Source organism: Proteiniclasticum aestuarii, assembly GCF_017368455.1.
Lineage (GTDB): Bacteria > Bacillota > Clostridia > Clostridiales > Clostridiaceae > Proteiniclasticum > Proteiniclasticum aestuarii.
Window position 1 is genome coordinate 40,435 of the sequence record NZ_JAFNJU010000002.1, and the last position, 17,677, is coordinate 58,111.

Annotated in this window: 14 protein-coding genes; all 14 read right to left on the reverse strand. The window is 50.7% G+C overall.

The genetic code is table 11. The features are described 5' to 3' along the window. Positions 1-1,542, reverse strand: a complete 1,542-nt coding sequence (gene fdrA, locus J3A84_RS03060; RefSeq protein WP_207598545.1) for an acyl-CoA synthetase FdrA — start codon at positions 1,540-1,542, stop codon at positions 1-3. Further along, positions 1,532-2,413: an oxamate carbamoyltransferase subunit AllH family protein gene (locus J3A84_RS03065; RefSeq protein ID WP_207598546.1), complete on the reverse strand. Its 882-nt coding sequence runs from the start codon at positions 2,411-2,413 to the stop codon at positions 1,532-1,534. Before J3A84_RS03065 ends, fdrA begins: the two co-directional genes overlap by 11 nt. Next, positions 2,410-3,714 carry a uracil-xanthine permease family protein gene (locus J3A84_RS03070; protein ID WP_207598547.1) on the reverse strand — a complete coding sequence of 435 codons (1,305 nt, stop codon included), beginning with the start codon at positions 3,712-3,714 and terminating at the stop codon, positions 2,410-2,412. The genes J3A84_RS03065 and J3A84_RS03070 overlap by 4 nt, the downstream gene beginning before the upstream one ends. 58 nt (positions 3,715-3,772) lie before the next feature. Next, the gene (locus tag J3A84_RS03075; RefSeq protein ID WP_207598548.1) at positions 3,773-5,026 is read right to left on the reverse strand and encodes a hypothetical protein; all 1,254 of its coding nucleotides are present in this window, start codon (positions 5,024-5,026) and stop codon (positions 3,773-3,775) included. A gap of 31 nt (positions 5,027-5,057) precedes the next feature. Then, on the reverse strand, positions 5,058-6,164 hold the full coding sequence (gene atzD / locus J3A84_RS03080) for a cyanuric acid amidohydrolase (protein WP_207598549.1): 1,107 nt from the start codon (positions 6,162-6,164) through the stop codon (positions 5,058-5,060). Between the two features lie 173 nt (positions 6,165-6,337). After that, on the reverse strand, positions 6,338-7,954 hold the full coding sequence (locus J3A84_RS03085; protein WP_207598550.1) for a PucR family transcriptional regulator: 1,617 nt from the start codon (positions 7,952-7,954) through the stop codon (positions 6,338-6,340). 87 nt (positions 7,955-8,041) lie between these two features. Next, positions 8,042-8,992, reverse strand: a complete 951-nt coding sequence (locus J3A84_RS03090; protein ID WP_207598551.1) for a Gfo/Idh/MocA family protein — start codon at positions 8,990-8,992, stop codon at positions 8,042-8,044. Between the two features lie 253 nt (positions 8,993-9,245). After that, entirely contained in the window at positions 9,246-10,541 is a 1,296-nt protein-coding gene (locus J3A84_RS03095) for a TRAP transporter large permease (protein WP_207598552.1), read from the reverse strand. A 41-nt stretch (positions 10,542-10,582) separates the two neighbouring features. Further along, positions 10,583-11,059, reverse strand: coding sequence for a TRAP transporter small permease (locus J3A84_RS03100; RefSeq protein WP_207598553.1), 477 nt, complete (start codon positions 11,057-11,059; stop codon positions 10,583-10,585). A gap of 130 nt (positions 11,060-11,189) precedes the next feature. Continuing rightward, entirely contained in the window at positions 11,190-12,260 is a 1,071-nt protein-coding gene (locus J3A84_RS03105) for a TRAP transporter substrate-binding protein (protein WP_242693955.1), read from the reverse strand. Between the two features lie 294 nt (positions 12,261-12,554). Beyond that, positions 12,555-14,111 carry a response regulator gene (locus J3A84_RS03110; RefSeq protein ID WP_207598554.1) on the reverse strand — a complete coding sequence of 519 codons (1,557 nt, stop codon included), beginning with the start codon at positions 14,109-14,111 and terminating at the stop codon, positions 12,555-12,557. Next, entirely contained in the window at positions 14,104-15,537 is a 1,434-nt protein-coding gene (locus tag J3A84_RS03115) for a sensor histidine kinase (RefSeq protein WP_207598555.1), read from the reverse strand. Before J3A84_RS03115 ends, J3A84_RS03110 begins: the two co-directional genes overlap by 8 nt. 240 nt (positions 15,538-15,777) lie before the next feature. Beyond that, positions 15,778-16,329 carry a BMC domain-containing protein gene (locus J3A84_RS03120; RefSeq protein ID WP_207598556.1) on the reverse strand — a complete coding sequence of 184 codons (552 nt, stop codon included), beginning with the start codon at positions 16,327-16,329 and terminating at the stop codon, positions 15,778-15,780. Between the two features lie 3 nt (positions 16,330-16,332). Next, positions 16,333-17,673, reverse strand: coding sequence for a 4Fe-4S dicluster domain-containing protein (locus tag J3A84_RS03125; RefSeq protein ID WP_207598557.1), 1,341 nt, complete (start codon positions 17,671-17,673; stop codon positions 16,333-16,335). Between the last annotated feature and the right edge of the window lie 4 nt (positions 17,674-17,677).

Here is a 17,677-nt window from a genome sequence, read left to right on the forward strand (position 1 = left end):
TTACCTCCTTGCTCCCACGATTGCAGCGGCCGCCAGTGCCGCCTCTCTGTTGCTGTCGAAGACCAGTATGCCGTTTTCCTTCAGCAGTCTTCTCTGCAGCTTGTAGTCCTGCTTGTCCAGTTCTGTTCCCAGCACATAGGCTGCGAAGATGATTTCTCTGCCTTCTTCTTCAGCGAGGGCTCTGGCCTTTTCGATGGCCTTGAGAGAAACCTCCACCGCCGCATCGTGAGAACCGTATCCCAGCTCGTAGTCCAGAAGAATCACCGCTGTCTTCGGGTCTCTTGCAGCATGGAGTATATGCTCATTGCGAAGAGAGGGTTCGATCATGGGATGAGGTTTGCCGTTGGTGTACTCATCCTCACCCAGATCCAGAAGCACGTGTCCGGTCTCAGCAGCTTCTCCGCTGAGCTTCTCTTCGGGCTTTTTGGCCACGTTGCTCTTCACCTTGCCCAGCTTCTCACGAAGAATGGTCAATGCTTCCGCGCACAGGGTCCCTCCTCCATATAGCGCTCTAACATTCTCCTGTGTGCTCTTCAGCTTCTGGCTGTAGGTCTTTGGATCAAATCCTTCCAGGAGGGTTTTTCTCACCGCTTCTCCCTTAAGTAGAGACACGGCCTTCTCCGCAGCTTCATACAATCCGCTGACAAAGTGCACATGGTCCGGATTCTCATCCTTAGCTTTTCCGTCCAGGAAGCAGACCACCACAGGCTTTTCAACTTTTCTCAGTTCATCATAGATGACATCGGCGATGGCCTTTGCCGGCGGCTTGGATACCAGCACCAGCACTTTTGTCTTGTCATCGGCTGCCAGAGCCCGGATACCTTCCAGCATCATGATGCCTCCGATTTCCTCCCGAAGATCTCTTCCGCCGGTGCCGATGCCATGGGAGACGCCGCCCCCCAGGTGATGAATCTGCACCATGACTTCCTGAAGACCGGTTCCAGATGCCCCCACAATGCCGATGCCTCCAGGTCTCACATCATTGGCAAAGCATAGCCCTGTGCCGTTGATGCTGGCTGTACCGCAGTCCGGTCCCATGACGAGAAGTCCCTTGTCTCTACCCATCTCCTTCAGCGCTCTTTCCTCTTCCAGAGACATGTTGTCACTGAAGATCATCACGTGAAGTCCCTTCTTCAGGGCTTCTCTGGCTTCTCTTGCCGCATAGATGCCCGGCACGGAGATGATGGCCACATTGGCTTCCTCCATTCTCTCACAGGCTTCCTTTATGCTCTCGGGGGCTTTGGCTTCCCCTTTGTCCTTTTTCTTCTTCCTGGATGTCAGAAGCTCCTCAATCATGGCAAAGGCTTCCTCCAGCCCTTCCTCGTTCTCGGCGGATACCGCCACAATGAGATCCGATGCGGCTGCCGCATCCACTTCCTCGTTGGAAAGAGCTACGCTCTTCAGAAGATCCTTGTTCATCTGAGTCGCCATGGAGATCACGGCGTTGTCCACGCTTTCCATATCCAGAATCTTCCCCGTCAGTGACATCAGCGTCACAGAATCATAATAGACATTTTTTCTGATTTCAGTTTTATTGACCATAATTTCCTCCAGTATTTTCAGTTTCAAGTAACATTTCCAGTGCGAACATGGCACCTGTGGCCATATCCGTTCCGGAAGTTGACCCAATATTCAGTAATTTCTCCATAGACTTCCTGCATTCCGGAAGGGCTACGCCGCCTAGAATCCGTTCACAGAATTCCGACAGCGGCTCTATATATCGTTCCTTCACTCCGTGAAGGAGCATTTCTCTGCTGACATCCGTCGTATCCATGGCTTCTGCCAGGAGGGTCTCCCTGAGGGACTGCCTCCAGACGTCCGTCACCGGATGCCGGAAATGGCGGCTCATGCACAGGTAACCCAGACAGAAGTCATCTCCAGAGGGCGTCAGCCCTCTCCCCAGGCCCAAGAGTCTTCCGAAATCGGGAGACTCCCTGAGGTGTCCGATTCTTAATGCCAGTTCCTTCTCCAGGAGATCCGCCCGGTCAGGCGACCCATAGAAGGCTAGACACCCGCCCCCACTGCCGATCTGAAGGAGGTGTTCTCTCGCCCAGGCGTATGCCGCAGGGAGATCCTGACGGAGGGAAGCCATCCGGAAGGATGGATAGAGCACCTGCGCCTGGCTCAGCGCCACACAAAAGACCCCTTTCACTTCCAGAAGCTCCTTCGTGACAGACACTTCTTTTCCCTGCAGGTCTTCAAACATGGAGAACCGGAGCGTTTCTCTGATCTGAAACGCGCCTGGTATGTAGTAGCCCTTTTCCAGCGACAGGGTAAGCAGCTCTCCATGACAGGTTCTGATGTTGACCACACTGTCATAGACACTGTGAACCCTTCCGCTGAGATTCTTTGCTTCATTGACGAGTTTCACATAAAGGTCCGCATCCATGAAGCTGCAGGTAAGACGCCTCATGACCTTTCCTCCCTGGGTAGCCAGTGGTCTAGGACCATGGCCGTCACTGCAGAAGGAACCACTCCTGAGGTCAGAATCAGCTGCAGATCCTTGTGAAGACCTGACAGGGCTTCCGGAACGATGGAAAGTCCGATGCCCAGACCCAGAGAAAGGGCCACGATGAGAGAGTTTCTGCTGTTCATGGTGATCTTGCCAAGAAGAGAGATCCCAGACACCGCCACCATGGAAAACATGGCAATGGATGCCCCGCCAAGAACCGGTCCCGGCATGATGGATAGCACCGTGGCAAACTTAGGGAAAAAGGCCAGGAGCAGCAGAAGATAGGCTCCGATACGGACCACGTGTCTGCTGAATACACCTGTAAGGTTCACCACACCGATGTTCTGAGTGTAGGAAGTGTTGGGAAAGCCGTTCATCATGGCCGCCAGAGCACTGGAAATGCCATCCGCCATAACTCCTCCGGTTTTTTCGTTTTCCGTTGGCTCTCTGCTTTCCCCCGCCACAGTCAGGGCTGATATATCCCCGATGGTCTCAATGGTGGTGGCTACATACATGAAGAGCATACCGATGACCGCTGCAGGCTGAAAATCCCACTTGTAGCGGAAAGGCATCGGAATCTCGATCCAGCTGCTGCTTCCTACTGTCTCCATGGATACCATCCCAAGGAACCCCGACAAGATGAACCCTGCCAGGATGCCGATGAGAATCGATGCGGACTTCATGAAACGATTCCGCGTCTTGTTGCATAAAATGATTGTAAGAAGCACCACAGAAGACACCAGAATCGCATTTCCGTCACCTAAGTTACCGACGCCTCCGGCAGCCTGCCTCAGTCCCACCGGAATCAGCGTGATGCCTAATGTGACCACCACCACACCGGAAACGATGGGCGAAAAGATCTTTCTCAGACGATGAATGTTCTTTCCAAGAAAGATCTCAAAGAGTCCACCCAGAAAGCTGGCTGTGAATACCGCGCCCAGCCCGAAGCTGGATGCGATGGAAAGCACCGTGGACAGGAAAGCATTGCTGGTTCCCATGACGATGGGAAGACCTGAGCCGATTCTCTTGTTTTTTCGGATCTGAATCAGCGTGCCCACACCTGCCATGAACAGTGCGCATTGAATCAGGAAAGTCGTTTCTTCAGAAGACAGACCGATGAGAGAGGAAACCATCAGTGGGACGGTGATGTTGGCGGCAAACATGGCAAATACATGCTGAAATGCCAGCGGCAGCGCCTTCCTGAATTCCGGTTTATCCTCAATGCCGTATATGATGTCTATATTCTGATGTTCATTGCCCATGATGCACCTCTTTCTTTGCTTTACACAGTTCTATGATTCTAAAGATCAAACAGGACGCCTAAACCACAACCACCGCCAGAAGAATCAGAAGAACCATCGCGCTGACCACATATTTGAAATTCATCCGGATGACCCCCATGATGTCGGAGTCGAATCCCTTGGCCAGGGCGGCCACATTGATCTGTACAGGGCTGATCTGCGTACCGAGGCCCGTGGCGATGGCCACGAAGCCCATGGCTTCGGAAGGCAGTCCCAGGGCAGACAGGGTCGGAAGAATCAGGGTCAGCACCCCCGCAGTGAAAGCGCCGGATGGAATCGCGATGAGAAATGCGATGACCATGGCTACCGGTAGAATGATGGACTCCGGGGCGTTCTGCGCAATGCCTGCAATCTGTTCAAAGGTGCCTAAAGCGGCAATCATATTGATGAAAGACAGGAAGATTCCTACAGAGAACATGGTGGTCAGAATGAATCTGGACCCGTCAATGAGGGCTTCTGAGGTTTCCTCCGAGTTCAGCGGAGTAAGCAGCACCGTTAAAATGGCCGTGAGAATCACCGTGGTCCCAGGGGTGAACAGGGTGAACCCGATGACGCCATTAAGCTTAGACCCGGCCACAACCATCACAAGGAGGGCGATGGCGGGAACGGACTGCTTCAGGAGTGCGCCTGAGCTCTTCTCTTCCACTTGCTGAGCCTGGCTCTGATCTTTTGTGAAAAGAGCGCCTCTTTTTCTGACGCCATAGACCGCAAGACCGAAGGCCAGTGCATAGAACAAAATGGTGTAGGGCATCATATTGGCCGCATGGGCTGCCACATCCACGCCGGCACTTTCTGCAGCCAGTATGGTTTCCGTGGAGGCAGGAGAAGTCGTGAATCCCACCGCGGAGATGATGGCCATGGCGGCAATGACTTCCGGTACTGCGCCTACAGCGGCCGCAACCAGCGGTGCTGTGACCATGGTATTCCCGGCGCCCATGCCCGCCATGTAGGTGGCGAATCCCTGAATGAGCACGATGAAACCGGCCAGAACGGCGATCTTTCCTTTGAGGCTCTTTCTGGAGAGCTCCACAAGGGCTTCGATGCTGCCCGCCTTGGACACCATGGCGGCGGAAGCCGCATAAAGTATCGGTACCGTGATGCCCAGCATGTTGGAGATGCCCCCCACAAACATCCCGGACACATCACCAAGGTTCATGCCGCCGATGATGACAGCAACGGCTCCTCCGGCAAGACCTGCAACCAGCATATGCTTCTTCATGAAAAGCAGCGCCACAACAATGATAAGGGGAATCAGATTAATCAGCATATCCATATTATGTCTCCTTCCTCTCTAATTTTCCGTGTTATTTTTCGATGATCACGGCCACCGGACCGCCACCTGCAGGTCCCTGATGCTCCGCACCACCGGACACATACACCATGGGATCTCCAATGAGGGAGGCTATGACGCCATTGACCACCGCACGGGCATGTCTTGTATGATTGATGTCGGAGTCCGTCAGCATGGTGTTTCTTCTTCCTCTCACATAACCATCAGGAGAAGCCTCCGCCTTGGCCAGCACATTGACGATTCTCTTCTTCTGCGCTTCATCCGGAAGGGTTTCGATATCCAGACCTGCACTGCGCATGGCTTCGATGACGCTTTCCAGGTCTATGGCATCCTTCATGATGCTATGACCGATCTTGTATCTGCTATTGGATGTGACTGAATTCCCCATAAGGATGATCTCGCAGTTCAGAAGTTCCACCCCTGCGGAAGTGGAGGCCACTGCTGAATAAAGGCTGAAATCCTCCAGAATGGACTCGTCTGTGACGGCATTTTCTTCAATTTCTCCTAGAGCGATGGCTACGCCCAGTGCAGAAGCACCTCTGGTGTATCCCATGGACTTGTAGGTGTCGTGTACTACGACCTTCTCTCCTCTGGATTCGGCATCCAGGATGCGGTCAGAAGTCAGCAGTGGGCATTTGATCTGCACGAAGTGCACATCTTCAGCATTTCGGATGCCTGCATCCTCCATGAGCTGAAGCACCACATTCTTCACTTCCTGCACCATTTCCACTCGACCCATCTCTTCCGGCAGGAAGTTTCTGGTGAAACCTACACTGACACTTAATGCAGTTTCTTCACTCTCTTTCTCATCCGCCAGCTCTTTCTTGGTGAAGATCATGGCATGAGGAGACATGACGCCTTCCGTTCCACCGGACATAACGAAAGCGACCTTCTCCTCCACTTCATTCTCACTCTGACCTGTGAAATCAGAGATGGCTTTTCTGTAGGAAGCGGTGCAGAACCCTCTGGTGAAGTCATTGACGCATCCGTTTCCTTCCGTTTTCCCAAGAACCGCTATGATTTCCTCCGGAATGATCTCCCCGCTCTCCACTTTCTTTCTCAGTTCCGACACATCATCAGGACCTGCCATCTGAAGCTTGAATACATTGATATCTACCATTTTTTCATTCCTCCTGTTTTCTGTTTGTTAAGTTTTTATCTGTTGAAACCATCATAGCATAAAGGATATTGTCAGTTCATCATCATATCCTGCCATAAGTAAACGAGTTCATTGTCATTAAGTGACAATGAACTCGTTTCTTTTTCCTTATATTCCCATGGAACCTGATCCTATTATTCCGCAATGTTCTTCAGGGCCTGCTGCCAGATCAGAATATGATAGGCAAAGACGATTTCCCCCGTGGAGAATCCGTTTTCCAGATCCAGTCCCAGCTCCTTCATCTTCTCGATTCGATGACGCATGGTGTTGTAGTGGATATACAGCTTCTCCGATGCCTTCTTCGCATTGAAGTTCTCTTCAATAAGCACCCTCAGCGTTTCCATGAGCCCCACCTCATTGACGCGGTCATATTCCAGAAGAGCGCCCAGCTTCTTCTCCGTGAAGGCCTTCAGAAGATCCTGATCCCTGATCTCTCGTATCAGCGAAAACATCTCATAGTCCTGGTAGAAGGAGACAAAGGAATCAGAGTGAAGAATGTAGCCGATCTCCGCAGCGATTTTCGCCTGCCTGTAGGCACCAGGCAGATCCTCGATGCTCAGCACCGCTTCTGAAATGCCGATGCCCGTATGGACGGAGGTGGAGATGCGCCTTATGAGCTTTTCTCCAAGGTCTTTCAGACCTTTTCCCTTCTTTTCCATGAAGATGGAATTGATGAACAGCACCATGGAGTCATCCAGATAGACCAGCTTGAACTTGCTTTCAGCAAGTTTCAGCTCCGATTCCATGATTTCATCGATATACCCTGAATCGATGATTTCCTCATACAGCTCTTTCTTCACTTTCTCATCATGGGCAAAGATCCGGATCACCATGATGACCTGAGGGAACTCCATATTCCACCCGAAGTATTTGGCCTTGTTGATGGTCTCCATGGGAGACGTGACTTTCCCCTGCAGAATGTCTCGTATGAAGGAATCCTGAAAACTCCTTTCTTTTTCCATCACCGCGTAATTCTTGTAGTAGACAGAAGCGATGAGAAGAGAGGCTTCTTCTGCGGCAACCAGTAGATTCTCTCTGGCTTCCTCCCCTTTCAGAATCACCAGATACCCGAAGAGCCGCATTCCTGCCCGGATGGGGTGCAGAATCATATCTTCCGCTTCGTAGACTTTGTCCTTGAATGCAAATTTCAGTGTTCCATTTTCAATGGATCCTGTGGCGGTGAAGAGGGTTCTTGTGAGCTCCCTGGATTTCATCAGGATTCTGGAAGAACCATCCAGAAGGATGGTGGGGCTGTGACAGATTTCCGCCAGATTATCCAGAAGCTCTGGAATCTCCTTCCCTTCCAGAAACAGCTTCATGAGGCTGTCATGCACATTGTTTCTGAAGTTCAGCACATTGATGTGTTTCTTCAGGGAGATCTCAAGGATCTCATTGACCAGTCCCGAGAGATTCGCCTCCGGCGGCAGCTCGATGACCGGAAACTGCAGTTCATTCCCCTGACGGATCATTTCCTTCGGGATTCCCGAAATATACCGAAAGGGTTTGATGCAGATGCCTGCCACGCCCAGGGCGTGAAGCTTCGGTATCAGTTCCATAAGCGCCTTTTCATCGTCATAGATGGGAAACAGCGTCGTAATCAGAAGATTGCTCCTGCCTACATACGGATAGATATCCGGCACTTCCATAATCATGGCGCTGTTGACGATATGGTCCGCACCCTTTTCCCCCGCCACCAGTTTCGCGTTTCTGAAGCCCTCCAGCTGAAGTATGTTCTTCATTGTGACAAACAATCCCGATCTCCCCCTTTTCCCTCCAGTTCTTCATTTCTCATTATGACTGAACGATCCGCTGTATTGCAAGCAGAACTCTTTCATTTATCAGATTGCCTCGAAAATCCGGTCCAGAATCCTGGCGTTTTGCATGCTCTCCTCCAGTGTCAGCATCGGATCCCTGCTTTCCAGTATGGCAGAAGAGAAGTCTTCCACCTCCAGAGTATATCTGTGACATGCCGGTACATGGATCTCCTCTTTCCCCTGATCTGTATAGAGGATCATGATGCCTTCATTATCGAGAAAGCTGTCCGGAATCTCCAGTCTTCCCCTGGTGCCGATGATCTCGCTGTAGTTCTTTCCGAAGGCATTGAAGCCCGCGTGAAGAGAAGCGGTCTTTCCATCCGCATACTCGAGAAGAGCGGAAATCTGAACATCCACCTGGTTCTGCATCGTAGCCGCTACAGAAACCTTCACGGGCTCCTCCTGGAAAACCATGGTGGCGAAGTTCACCGGATAGCAGCCCACATCATAGAGTGCCCCTCCACCCAGTTCCGGTTTCATCTTGATGGTCCCTTCCCGATCCAGAAAGAAGCGGAAGGTGGAATCCACATGACGGATTTCTCCCAGCACGCCGCTCTGAAGGATTTCTGCTGTCTTCTTCGTTCTTTCCGTATACCGGTACATGAAGGCTTCCATGAAAAGCACCTTGTGCTTTCTGGATGCCTCCACCATTTCTCTCGCTTCCGCTTCATTCATGGCCAGAGGCTTCTCACAGAGCACATGTTTACCCGCTTCCATGGCCTTTATGGCCCACTCCCTGTGAAGTGCATTGGGAAGCGGTATGTAGACTGCCTCCACACCTTTATCCTCTAGTAGGTCCTCATAGCTGTTGTGCAGCTTCTCCGGGTGGAATAGCTCCTTAGCCTCTGCGAGCTTCTCCTCGCTTCTGGAAGCCACGGCATAGAGTCTGGCAGACTCCGCTTCCAGTATGGCCGGCATGCCCTCATTCTTAGCGATTCTGGCAAATCCCAGTACGCCCCAGTTGATTTTATTCATTCTGATTCCTCCCGTCTTGTATCATTCCATAGGCTTCTCATGACCTCAGTTGTTCAATATCTATTTTTCATTCCTTATTATACAGTATTGTCCTCTTCCATTTTATGGAAAAGAGGCTTCCTGCAAACGAAGAAACCTCTTTTTTATCCAATGCCCTGCACTTTTTCATGAATCCGGTTTGTGCAGCGCACTTTCCTTACTCCTGAACTCTACAGGTCAGTATCCATTTAGTGATATTTCAGCTTCCGCTACCTCAGTTCATGAGAAGCTTGGGCAGCGTCATGACCACACTTGGGAAATAGGTGATGACCATAAGTGTCGCCACCATGACGATGTACATGGGAATCATGCTCTTAGCCAGTCTTTCAATCTTCAGACCCGAAATGGCGGAACCGATAAAGAGGGTATTGCCCACTGGTGGTGTCAGCACACCGATACCAAGATTCAGTACCATCATGGCACCGTAATGGACTGGATCCATCCCCACCTGCATGGCGATGGGAAGAAGGATCGGTGTGGTGATGGTGATGATGGCTGCCATATCCATAAACATTCCGAAGACGAACAAGATGGCATTGATGATCAGAAGCACCAGAATCTTGTTCGTGGTCAAAGTCAGGATTCCACCCGCAACCATTTCAGGCACCTTCAGGAAAGCCAGAAGCCATCCGAAGGCTGCTGAAGTTCCGATGATAATCATGACCATGGAAATCGTTCTGAGCGATGTACCCAGAATATCCCAGAATTTCTTCAGTGGAATTTCCTTGTAGATAAAGAAAGTGACAATGAATGCCCATACAACGGAAAGCCCAGCCGCTTCAGTAGCTGTGAAGAATCCGCCGATGACCCCTACTACAACGATCAGCACGGTTATGAGTCCGAAGATGGAATCCTTCAGCGCCACCAGCACATTCCTGAAGTTGAAAGCATCGCCCTTGGGATAGTTCTTCTTCTTGGACATGTAGAGACTGTAGATGAGAAGAAACACGCCCAGAAGGATTCCCGGTACAAGACCGGCCAGGAAGAGCGCTCCCACTGAGACCGACCCCGCCACCATGGCGTAAATGACCATGTTGTGGCTGGGTGGGATCAGCATCCCCTGAACAGAACTTGCACAGGTGATCCCAGTGGAGAACTCGTTGTCGTACCCCTGCTTGTTCATCATCGGAATCAGGATGGGGCCAAGCGATGCGGTGTCCGCCGCAGAGGACCCGGAGATTCCACCGAAGAACATGGACGCTACGATGTTCACCACCGCAAGACCACCACGCATCCAGCCCACCATGGCGTTGGCCAGGTTCACAAGACGGTTGGCGATGCCTCCCTGGCTCATGAGTTCACCCGAAATGATGAAGAACGGCACTGCCATGAGAGAGAACGCGTTGATTCCTCTTACGGTGTTCTGGGCCACCATCTCCACAGGCATCTTCAGGTACATGACAGTGACAACCGATGCGATGCCCAGAGAATAGGCAATGGGGAAACGCAGCGCAATGAAAAGTATGAAACTACCGATCAGGATGATGGTAGCAATGGTTAAATTCGGCATGAATGATTTCCTCCTTACAATAATGTACTCCGCCGCCTTCTTTACAGCTTATAGTCTTTTCCCTTCAGGAGAAGATAGATCTTCTCGGAGAGAATCACCAGCATGGCCACCGCCATGACAGGCATTGCGCCATAAAGCCAGCTGGACTTGATCTTAAGCGCTGGCATCATGTTAAGCCCTGTGAGCTCCACCAGCTTGATTCCGTAGATCACCATGATGACGGCATAGAATCCGAGGAACAGATAGGACAGAAGATCAAGAAACTTGATCGCCTTGTCCGGCAGATACTGGTCCAGTGCGGTCACGGCAATGTGACCATCGTTTTTAAGCAGCACTGTGGCGCCCAGAAGGGATGCCCAGACCATGGAAAACAGGGTCAGTTCCTCTCCCCAGACCGGTGTTCTTCCGAAAACCTGCCTTCCGATCACGACGATGGTTACAGAAATGATCTGGACGATCAAAAGAATCTTGCAGAGACTTTCAATATAGTGAAAGGTACGGTCGATAATCTTCTTCATATAACAATTCTCCCTTCTAAGCTTTATAGAAGTCCGAGTGTCATCGGGTAGATGTCATCGGACTTCTATGAGTTCAGTTTATTTCATTACATACCATGATGGGGACAACATATGTATTGTATGTGGCTATCTATTTTACAGCCTTCACTTCTTCGATGAGTTCAAGGAAGCTCGCTCCATGTTTCTCGTATACGGAATCCATGGCTGCAGACCACTTCTCAGCATCTTCCAGGGTCGTGATTTCAACGCCTGCCGCTTCCAGGTCTTCATAAGCCTTCTGATCAGCCGCTTCGATGGCTTCCTTGTTGTAGGCTTCTGTCAGCTTTCCGGCTTCCGTGATCGCTTCCTGATGCTCTGGGCTCAGTCTGTTCCATGTGATCTCACTGGCAAGAACTACAGATGGCGCGTAGGTGTGTCCATCCAGCACATAGTAAGGTGCCACTTCATAGAACTTGTTGGAGTAGTAGCTTGCCGGTGGATTCTCTGCACCGTCAACCACTCCTGTCTGAAGGGATGTGTAAAGCTCTGCGTAGTCGATTGGAGTTGGGTTTGCACCCAGTGCGGAAATGGTATCCAGCATCAGTGCAGAGTTCTGTACTCTGATCTTCAGGTTCGCAAGATCTTCGATCTTTGTCACAGGTGCATCAGTGGTGAAGAAGTTTCTTGCTCCTTCATCCATGTAGAAAAGCCCCTTCATTCTTGAACCGGTTTCTGAAATGTTATCCAGAATGCTCTGTCCAAGATCGCCGCTGGCCACAGCCCAGAAATGCTCTCTGTCTCTGAAGATGTATGGCAGCGCCAGAGCAGTGACTTCCATGCTTCCGAAATCCGTGAGGGAAGCGGAGTTTCCTCTGTACAGGTCCACAGCACCCATCTGCAGCGCCTGATAGACTTCATTGTCGTCTCCAAGCTGTCCGGATGGATAGATTTCAATCTTCACTTCTCCGTTTGTCAGTTCCGCCACTTTCTCTGCGAAGAACTCAGCGGAATCCAGAAGCACGTGTCCGTCCGGATTCACGTCTCCATATCTTAAGACCACTTCCGCTTCTCCTGCAGGTTCTTCTGTTTCTCCTTCTGCTGGTGTTTCAGCTGGTGTCTCCGCAGGGGTTTCCGCAGGTGTATCTGATCCTGCGCATCCTGCAAGAATACCTAAAGCCAGAACGGAACTAAGGGCCAATGCCATAATTTTACTTCTTTTCATGTTTTTCCTCCCGAATTTTCGTTTTATAACGATTACTGTCCCTATTATAGGGGGATGATTCCGATAAAAGAATGGAAGATGCAATCAAAACTAGTAAAATTTAGTCATAGAATCATTTTCTTTGTCAGGAAATAAGCAAAGTCCTGACAAGATTTTTCTTCCACCATCCAATTCCCTCTTTCTGAGAAGCAGTCTCAGATTCTGATCTTTTGCCTGAAGCAGTGCAGGAGACATGGATCGGCGCTTTCCCTTTCCTGTCTCCTGCTTTCCTGTTCCATTATTTGTGCTTTTATGCTAGGCATCTCCGGAGATGATCATGGTCACATATTCCTTGGGCGAGAGCCCTGTCTGCTTCTTGAAGCACTTGCTGAAATAGTTGGGGTCTCCGATTCCCACCTCGTAGGCGATTTCACTGATAGACAGGTTCTCTTCTTTCATGAGTCTTTTGGCTTCCTCCATTCTCACTTCCATGAGATAGGTGTTGAAGGAGATCCCTTCCACCTGCTTGAAGCACTTGGAGAGGTGACCATAGCTGATGCCCACCGCCTCCGCCACATCCGAGAGCGTGATCTTCTCTCTGAAATGCCCATGGATGTAGCTCTTGGCTTCCTTCACCAGAGTGACGTTGTTATAGACGGACAGACCGCCCAATGTATCGATGAGCTGTCTCATCAGGCTTTTCACCTCTTCTGTCTTCTCCTTAAGATTCCCTTCACTAACTTCCTTCTTTGCCAGGAAACTCAGAAATTTCTCTCTGCCTTCCTCTTCTTTGCCCAGTACATCATAGACGCTTCTGATAAGCCCATAGGAGAGATAGATCAGTCTTCTTTCCCTGTAGACTTCCTCTCTTCTCGAAAGCACTTCTTCCAGGAGAAAATCAAGGCCTTCCAGTGCATCCTCCTCGCTCTTGTTCAGCACATGCAGCTTGATGTTGCTCTCGGAGTTTGTCAGGGCCAGGTCGTATTTCCGGTTCTCCTCGAAAGAAGACTTCACCCGGGGCGGACCAAATTCGGTGATGAAGGAGACCGCATCCTGATAGGCAAGGGAAAGGTCTCCCAGGTCCTCATGGAACCCGGAAACCCCCACATAGACCTCTTCCCCGAATCCGTCCTTGAAGAATTTCCGGGCTCTTCGGATGCTGCTTTCCAGCTCATTGAAATCCAGGGTCCTGTCTCCGAAGAGAAAGAGCACCTTTTCCTTGCCTTCCAGGTCCGCCAGTATGGTGAGATTCTTCTTCTGGAAGAAACCCCTCACCACATCCATGGTCTCCACTTCCTCCGTGCTGAGATGCTCATCAAAGAGGACCACGCACTTGTAGCGAATCCCATGGGAGAAAAGGCTCATGAGATGCTTCTCGAAGAATCTGGAATCCACGTTCTTCTGAAGGATCTTGCTCACGATGGACTTTTCCTGAAAATCCTCTACACTGAATGATCTGGGTCCCTTTCCTTCCTTCACCGTTTCCTTTCTTCCCGTATCCAGAGAAAGGATCACCCGGTCCATGACCTCCTTCAGCTCCACATCTGTATAGGGCTTCAGAAGATAATCCGACACCCCCAGCCGGATGGCTTCCTTGGCATAGGAGAATTCCGCAAAGGCCGTGATCAGCACCACCTTCACATGGGGATGGCTGCGGCTCACCTGAGCCGCCACTTCCAGCCCGTCGATCTTGGGCATCTGGATATCCAGAAGAAGAAGATCCGGCTCCTTCTCCGTCATGAGAGAAAGCACTTCTTCTCCGTCATGGGCCACGCCAAGGATCGTCAGATCCCATCTGTAGTTTTCTTCGATGAACTGTCTCAGATATTCTCTTTCCTGCATCTTGTCATCGGCAATGACGATCTTATACATCTTTCTCCCTCCTTTTATAGAGATAGAGCATCACGAGGGTCCCTTTCCCTTCTTCGCTTCTCAGCTCGAAGACATCGTCTCTTTCATAAAGAAGCTGCAGTCTTCTGATCACATTAAAGAAACCGATATGTCCCTCGTAGGTGCCCGTTCTGACCTTCTCAAGAATCTCCTGTGGAATCCCGCTGCCGTTGTCCTCCACTTCCACCTGAACCCGGTCCGCTTTTTCAAGGATCCGGATGTCGATTCTTCCACCGGAGGTGACCTGACTCATACCATGCATCACCGCATTCTCAACCAGAGGCTGGATCACCAGGGGCGGCACTTCCAGCACTTCATTGCCATAGGCCTTTCTGATATCCAGACTGATTTCCACCCGGTCCTTCAGGTGCAGCTGCTGGATGAAGATGTAGGAATTCAGAAGCTCGATCTCATCATCCAGTGGAATCATCCCCTGCTTCTTGCCCAGACTGCTTCGAAGAATCTTCGAAGTCTCCTTGATGAGCTGAATGGATGTCTCATATTCCCTGAACTGGATGTGTCTTATGACAATACTTAAGGTATTGAAGAGAAAATGCGGATTGATCTGAAGCTGAAGCTCCTTCATCCTGCTCTCCGCCAGCATTCTCTTCTGCTGCTCATACTGGATCTGGCTTCTGGCATAGCTTTCCGTTCGGGCGATGAGATTCCGGATCTCCTCCTTCATCTCATTCATGGTATCGATGTAGACATTGACGTCTTTATAGTGCGTCCTCTCCATGTTCTTCACGGCAAAGTTCCTGTTTCCGATCTCGGAAACCACCTGGGCCGCTTCCTGAAGCTTCCTCTTCATGGCCCTGGCGATGAAGAGCATCGCCACAACAAGCGATAGCAGAATCACGAATGTCAGGGCGTTGGACAGGTTCTGCCGATTCCGATACCAGATGAGGTTCTTCTCGTTCATATCATTCATCTGGTTGAGGTATGAGGATGCCAGGCTGTTCAGCTGGGTGGATACCCGCTCGCTGAGAATGAGGATATAGTCCAGATCTCTTGAAAGGGTTCTGTCCTGGATTTCCAGATTCTCGTAGGCCTCTATCATCTCGCTGCGATGCGCCAGCATCTGGGCGACGATCCGGTAGTTCATATTGGACCGCTCATCCTCTCTGAACACGGAAGAAAGTTCCTCCAGAGACGCTGTGACTTTTTTCGTCGCTTCCTCATACTCTCTGAAGTCATCACTGTTTCGGTCTCTGTTGTAGAGACGGAAATAGAGCCTGGACTGGTCATAATCCATGACGGTTTCATTGATTTTCTCATAATCTCTGACCATCTTCTGATTCCTGTCAAAGATCTCCATATCCAGCCTTGTATCCACAATGGCTGAAATCATGAAAACCAGTATAACGGCCACAAAGATGGCGATGATGTCCTTCTTGAAATATCTCATATGACACTCCTTTTCATTTTCCTCTCTTCATATCCGGATGCCTTATGTTCTGATTCCATCATTCATCCGATTTCGCTTTTACTATTTTAACACAGTTCCAGTACCTGTCGATATTTTTCAAGTCTCTGCTTTAGCTCATCCTGAAAAGAGTACAAGCACCCCCTGAAGCGGACGCCTCTTGAAGTGCTTGTAAGAAGAAATATGAATGGATCATAAATGGCCCGTTAAGCCACGGGGTAACTACGTGAAAAGCTTGCGGACAAGTTCCCTGTTGCAGTTGGAGATGGCCGTGCTGCAGAGGACATCCCCCATGGGAACGAACTTCTCATGAACAGCCGAAATGGCTCTTTTCACCGCAGTGATCTCTCCCGTGAATATGGTGAATCCTTTTCCACCAAGACCACGAGCGATTCTCACCTCGATGAGCCGTACATTGGCCGCTTTTCTTGCAATGTCCGCTGTGATGATGGAGTTTAAGGCCGACATGGTTTCAATGACGCCCACGCTGGTGATCTCATCCATATCCGCTGTGCCAGACAAGGCGGGCAGAATCTCCGGATGGACATTGGCGATCATCTCGGCCTCGATCTTGAAGATGCCCCCCAGTGTTTTCCCCAGCTCAATGGCGTTCTTCACCTGAGCCAGTTCTCCCGTGATGATGGTGACATACTTTCCAGGACAGATGGCATTGGACAGGACCAGCTCCACATTGGAGGACTTCATGACTTCATCTGTGACCTCGATGCCTTTGGCGATGCTCTTAAATTCTAAAAGTCCGATTGAATTCTTCATGGATTATTTCTCCTCCTTCTGCCTGCTGATGACGATTCTGTTTCCATTTACCCTGACCACTCCGTCTATGGTGGCATGCATGTTCACCGCCATGGTGTTTCCGTCCTGACCATAGATGAGGTCCCCTTTTCGGACCATCTCCCCTTCGGAGACCACAGCCTTGGCCGGGGCACCGATGTTCTGTCTGCAGAGGATACTGACCTCCTCCGGTCTGTAGTCCACTTCCGTATAAGGCGCTTCCACATCATACTTATAGAGGTCCAGCCTGTACACCAGCTTCTTCACAGGGAAGCCCCGCACAGCAAGATAGGGATTCGCCGTGAGCTCTGTTCTGCGGTTACTGTTTGCGATGCCCTCCTCCTTCAGCTTCTGCTTCAGCCAGATGTTCACCTTCCAGGGCTGAAGATTCATGATGCATGCCGATTCACAGAGTCCGCATTCACAGCAGAGATAAGCTTCATCCAGCGCCGCATTGCGATCACCCATGGAGCCGTAGCTCGCCATTCTCATGATCTTGCTGGGATGCAGCTTATGGCCCAGAAGATACCTGGGGCACACATCCGTGCAGAGATCGCAGTGGCAGCAGGCGGTCTTTGTTTCCTTGAGTTCCGTTGTGATGTCTTTTTCCTTGCTGGTGATGAGCCCATGGTCCTTGGGCAGCACGATATATCCCTTAGAGGTCTTCTTCACCGGCGTATCGATGCTGTAGAGAATCTTCCCCATCATGGGTCCTCCGTCAATGACCTTATACTCTTCTAAATCTGTCCCCCCTGCCAGGGTGATGGCTTCCCGGACACTGATGCCTAGAGGCACCTTCACGGTCATGGGATGTCTCACGTCTCCGGTGATGGTCATATACTTCTCTGTAAGTGGAATGCCCTGCACCGCATGATAGATGTTCAGAAGCGTTTCCACATTGACCACCACGCATCCCACATTCAGTGGAATGCCTCCCTCGGGAACGATTCTGCCTGTCACATCATGGACGATGTAGTGCTCATCTCCCGCAGGATAGATGTTCTTCAAAAGATGGATTCTGAGATTGTCGTATTTTCCTATGCGTTCACTTAGTCTTCTGATGGCCTCCTTGTACTTTTCCTTCAGTGCAAGAACCCCTTCCTTTGCGCCCACCTCTTTCACCGCCAGGGAAAGAGCTTCCAGAATCTTGTCCGTTTCCTTTGCCAGAAGAATCTGGTCCACCCGTAATAGGGGCTCACATTCCGCTCCATTGACCAGCACATACTCCGCTTTGGCATTGAGCTTCACATGGGTGGGGAATCCGGCGCCACCGGCACCGACGATTCCCGCTTCCTCTATCTTTTTCAGAAATTCACTCAACCTCATCCAC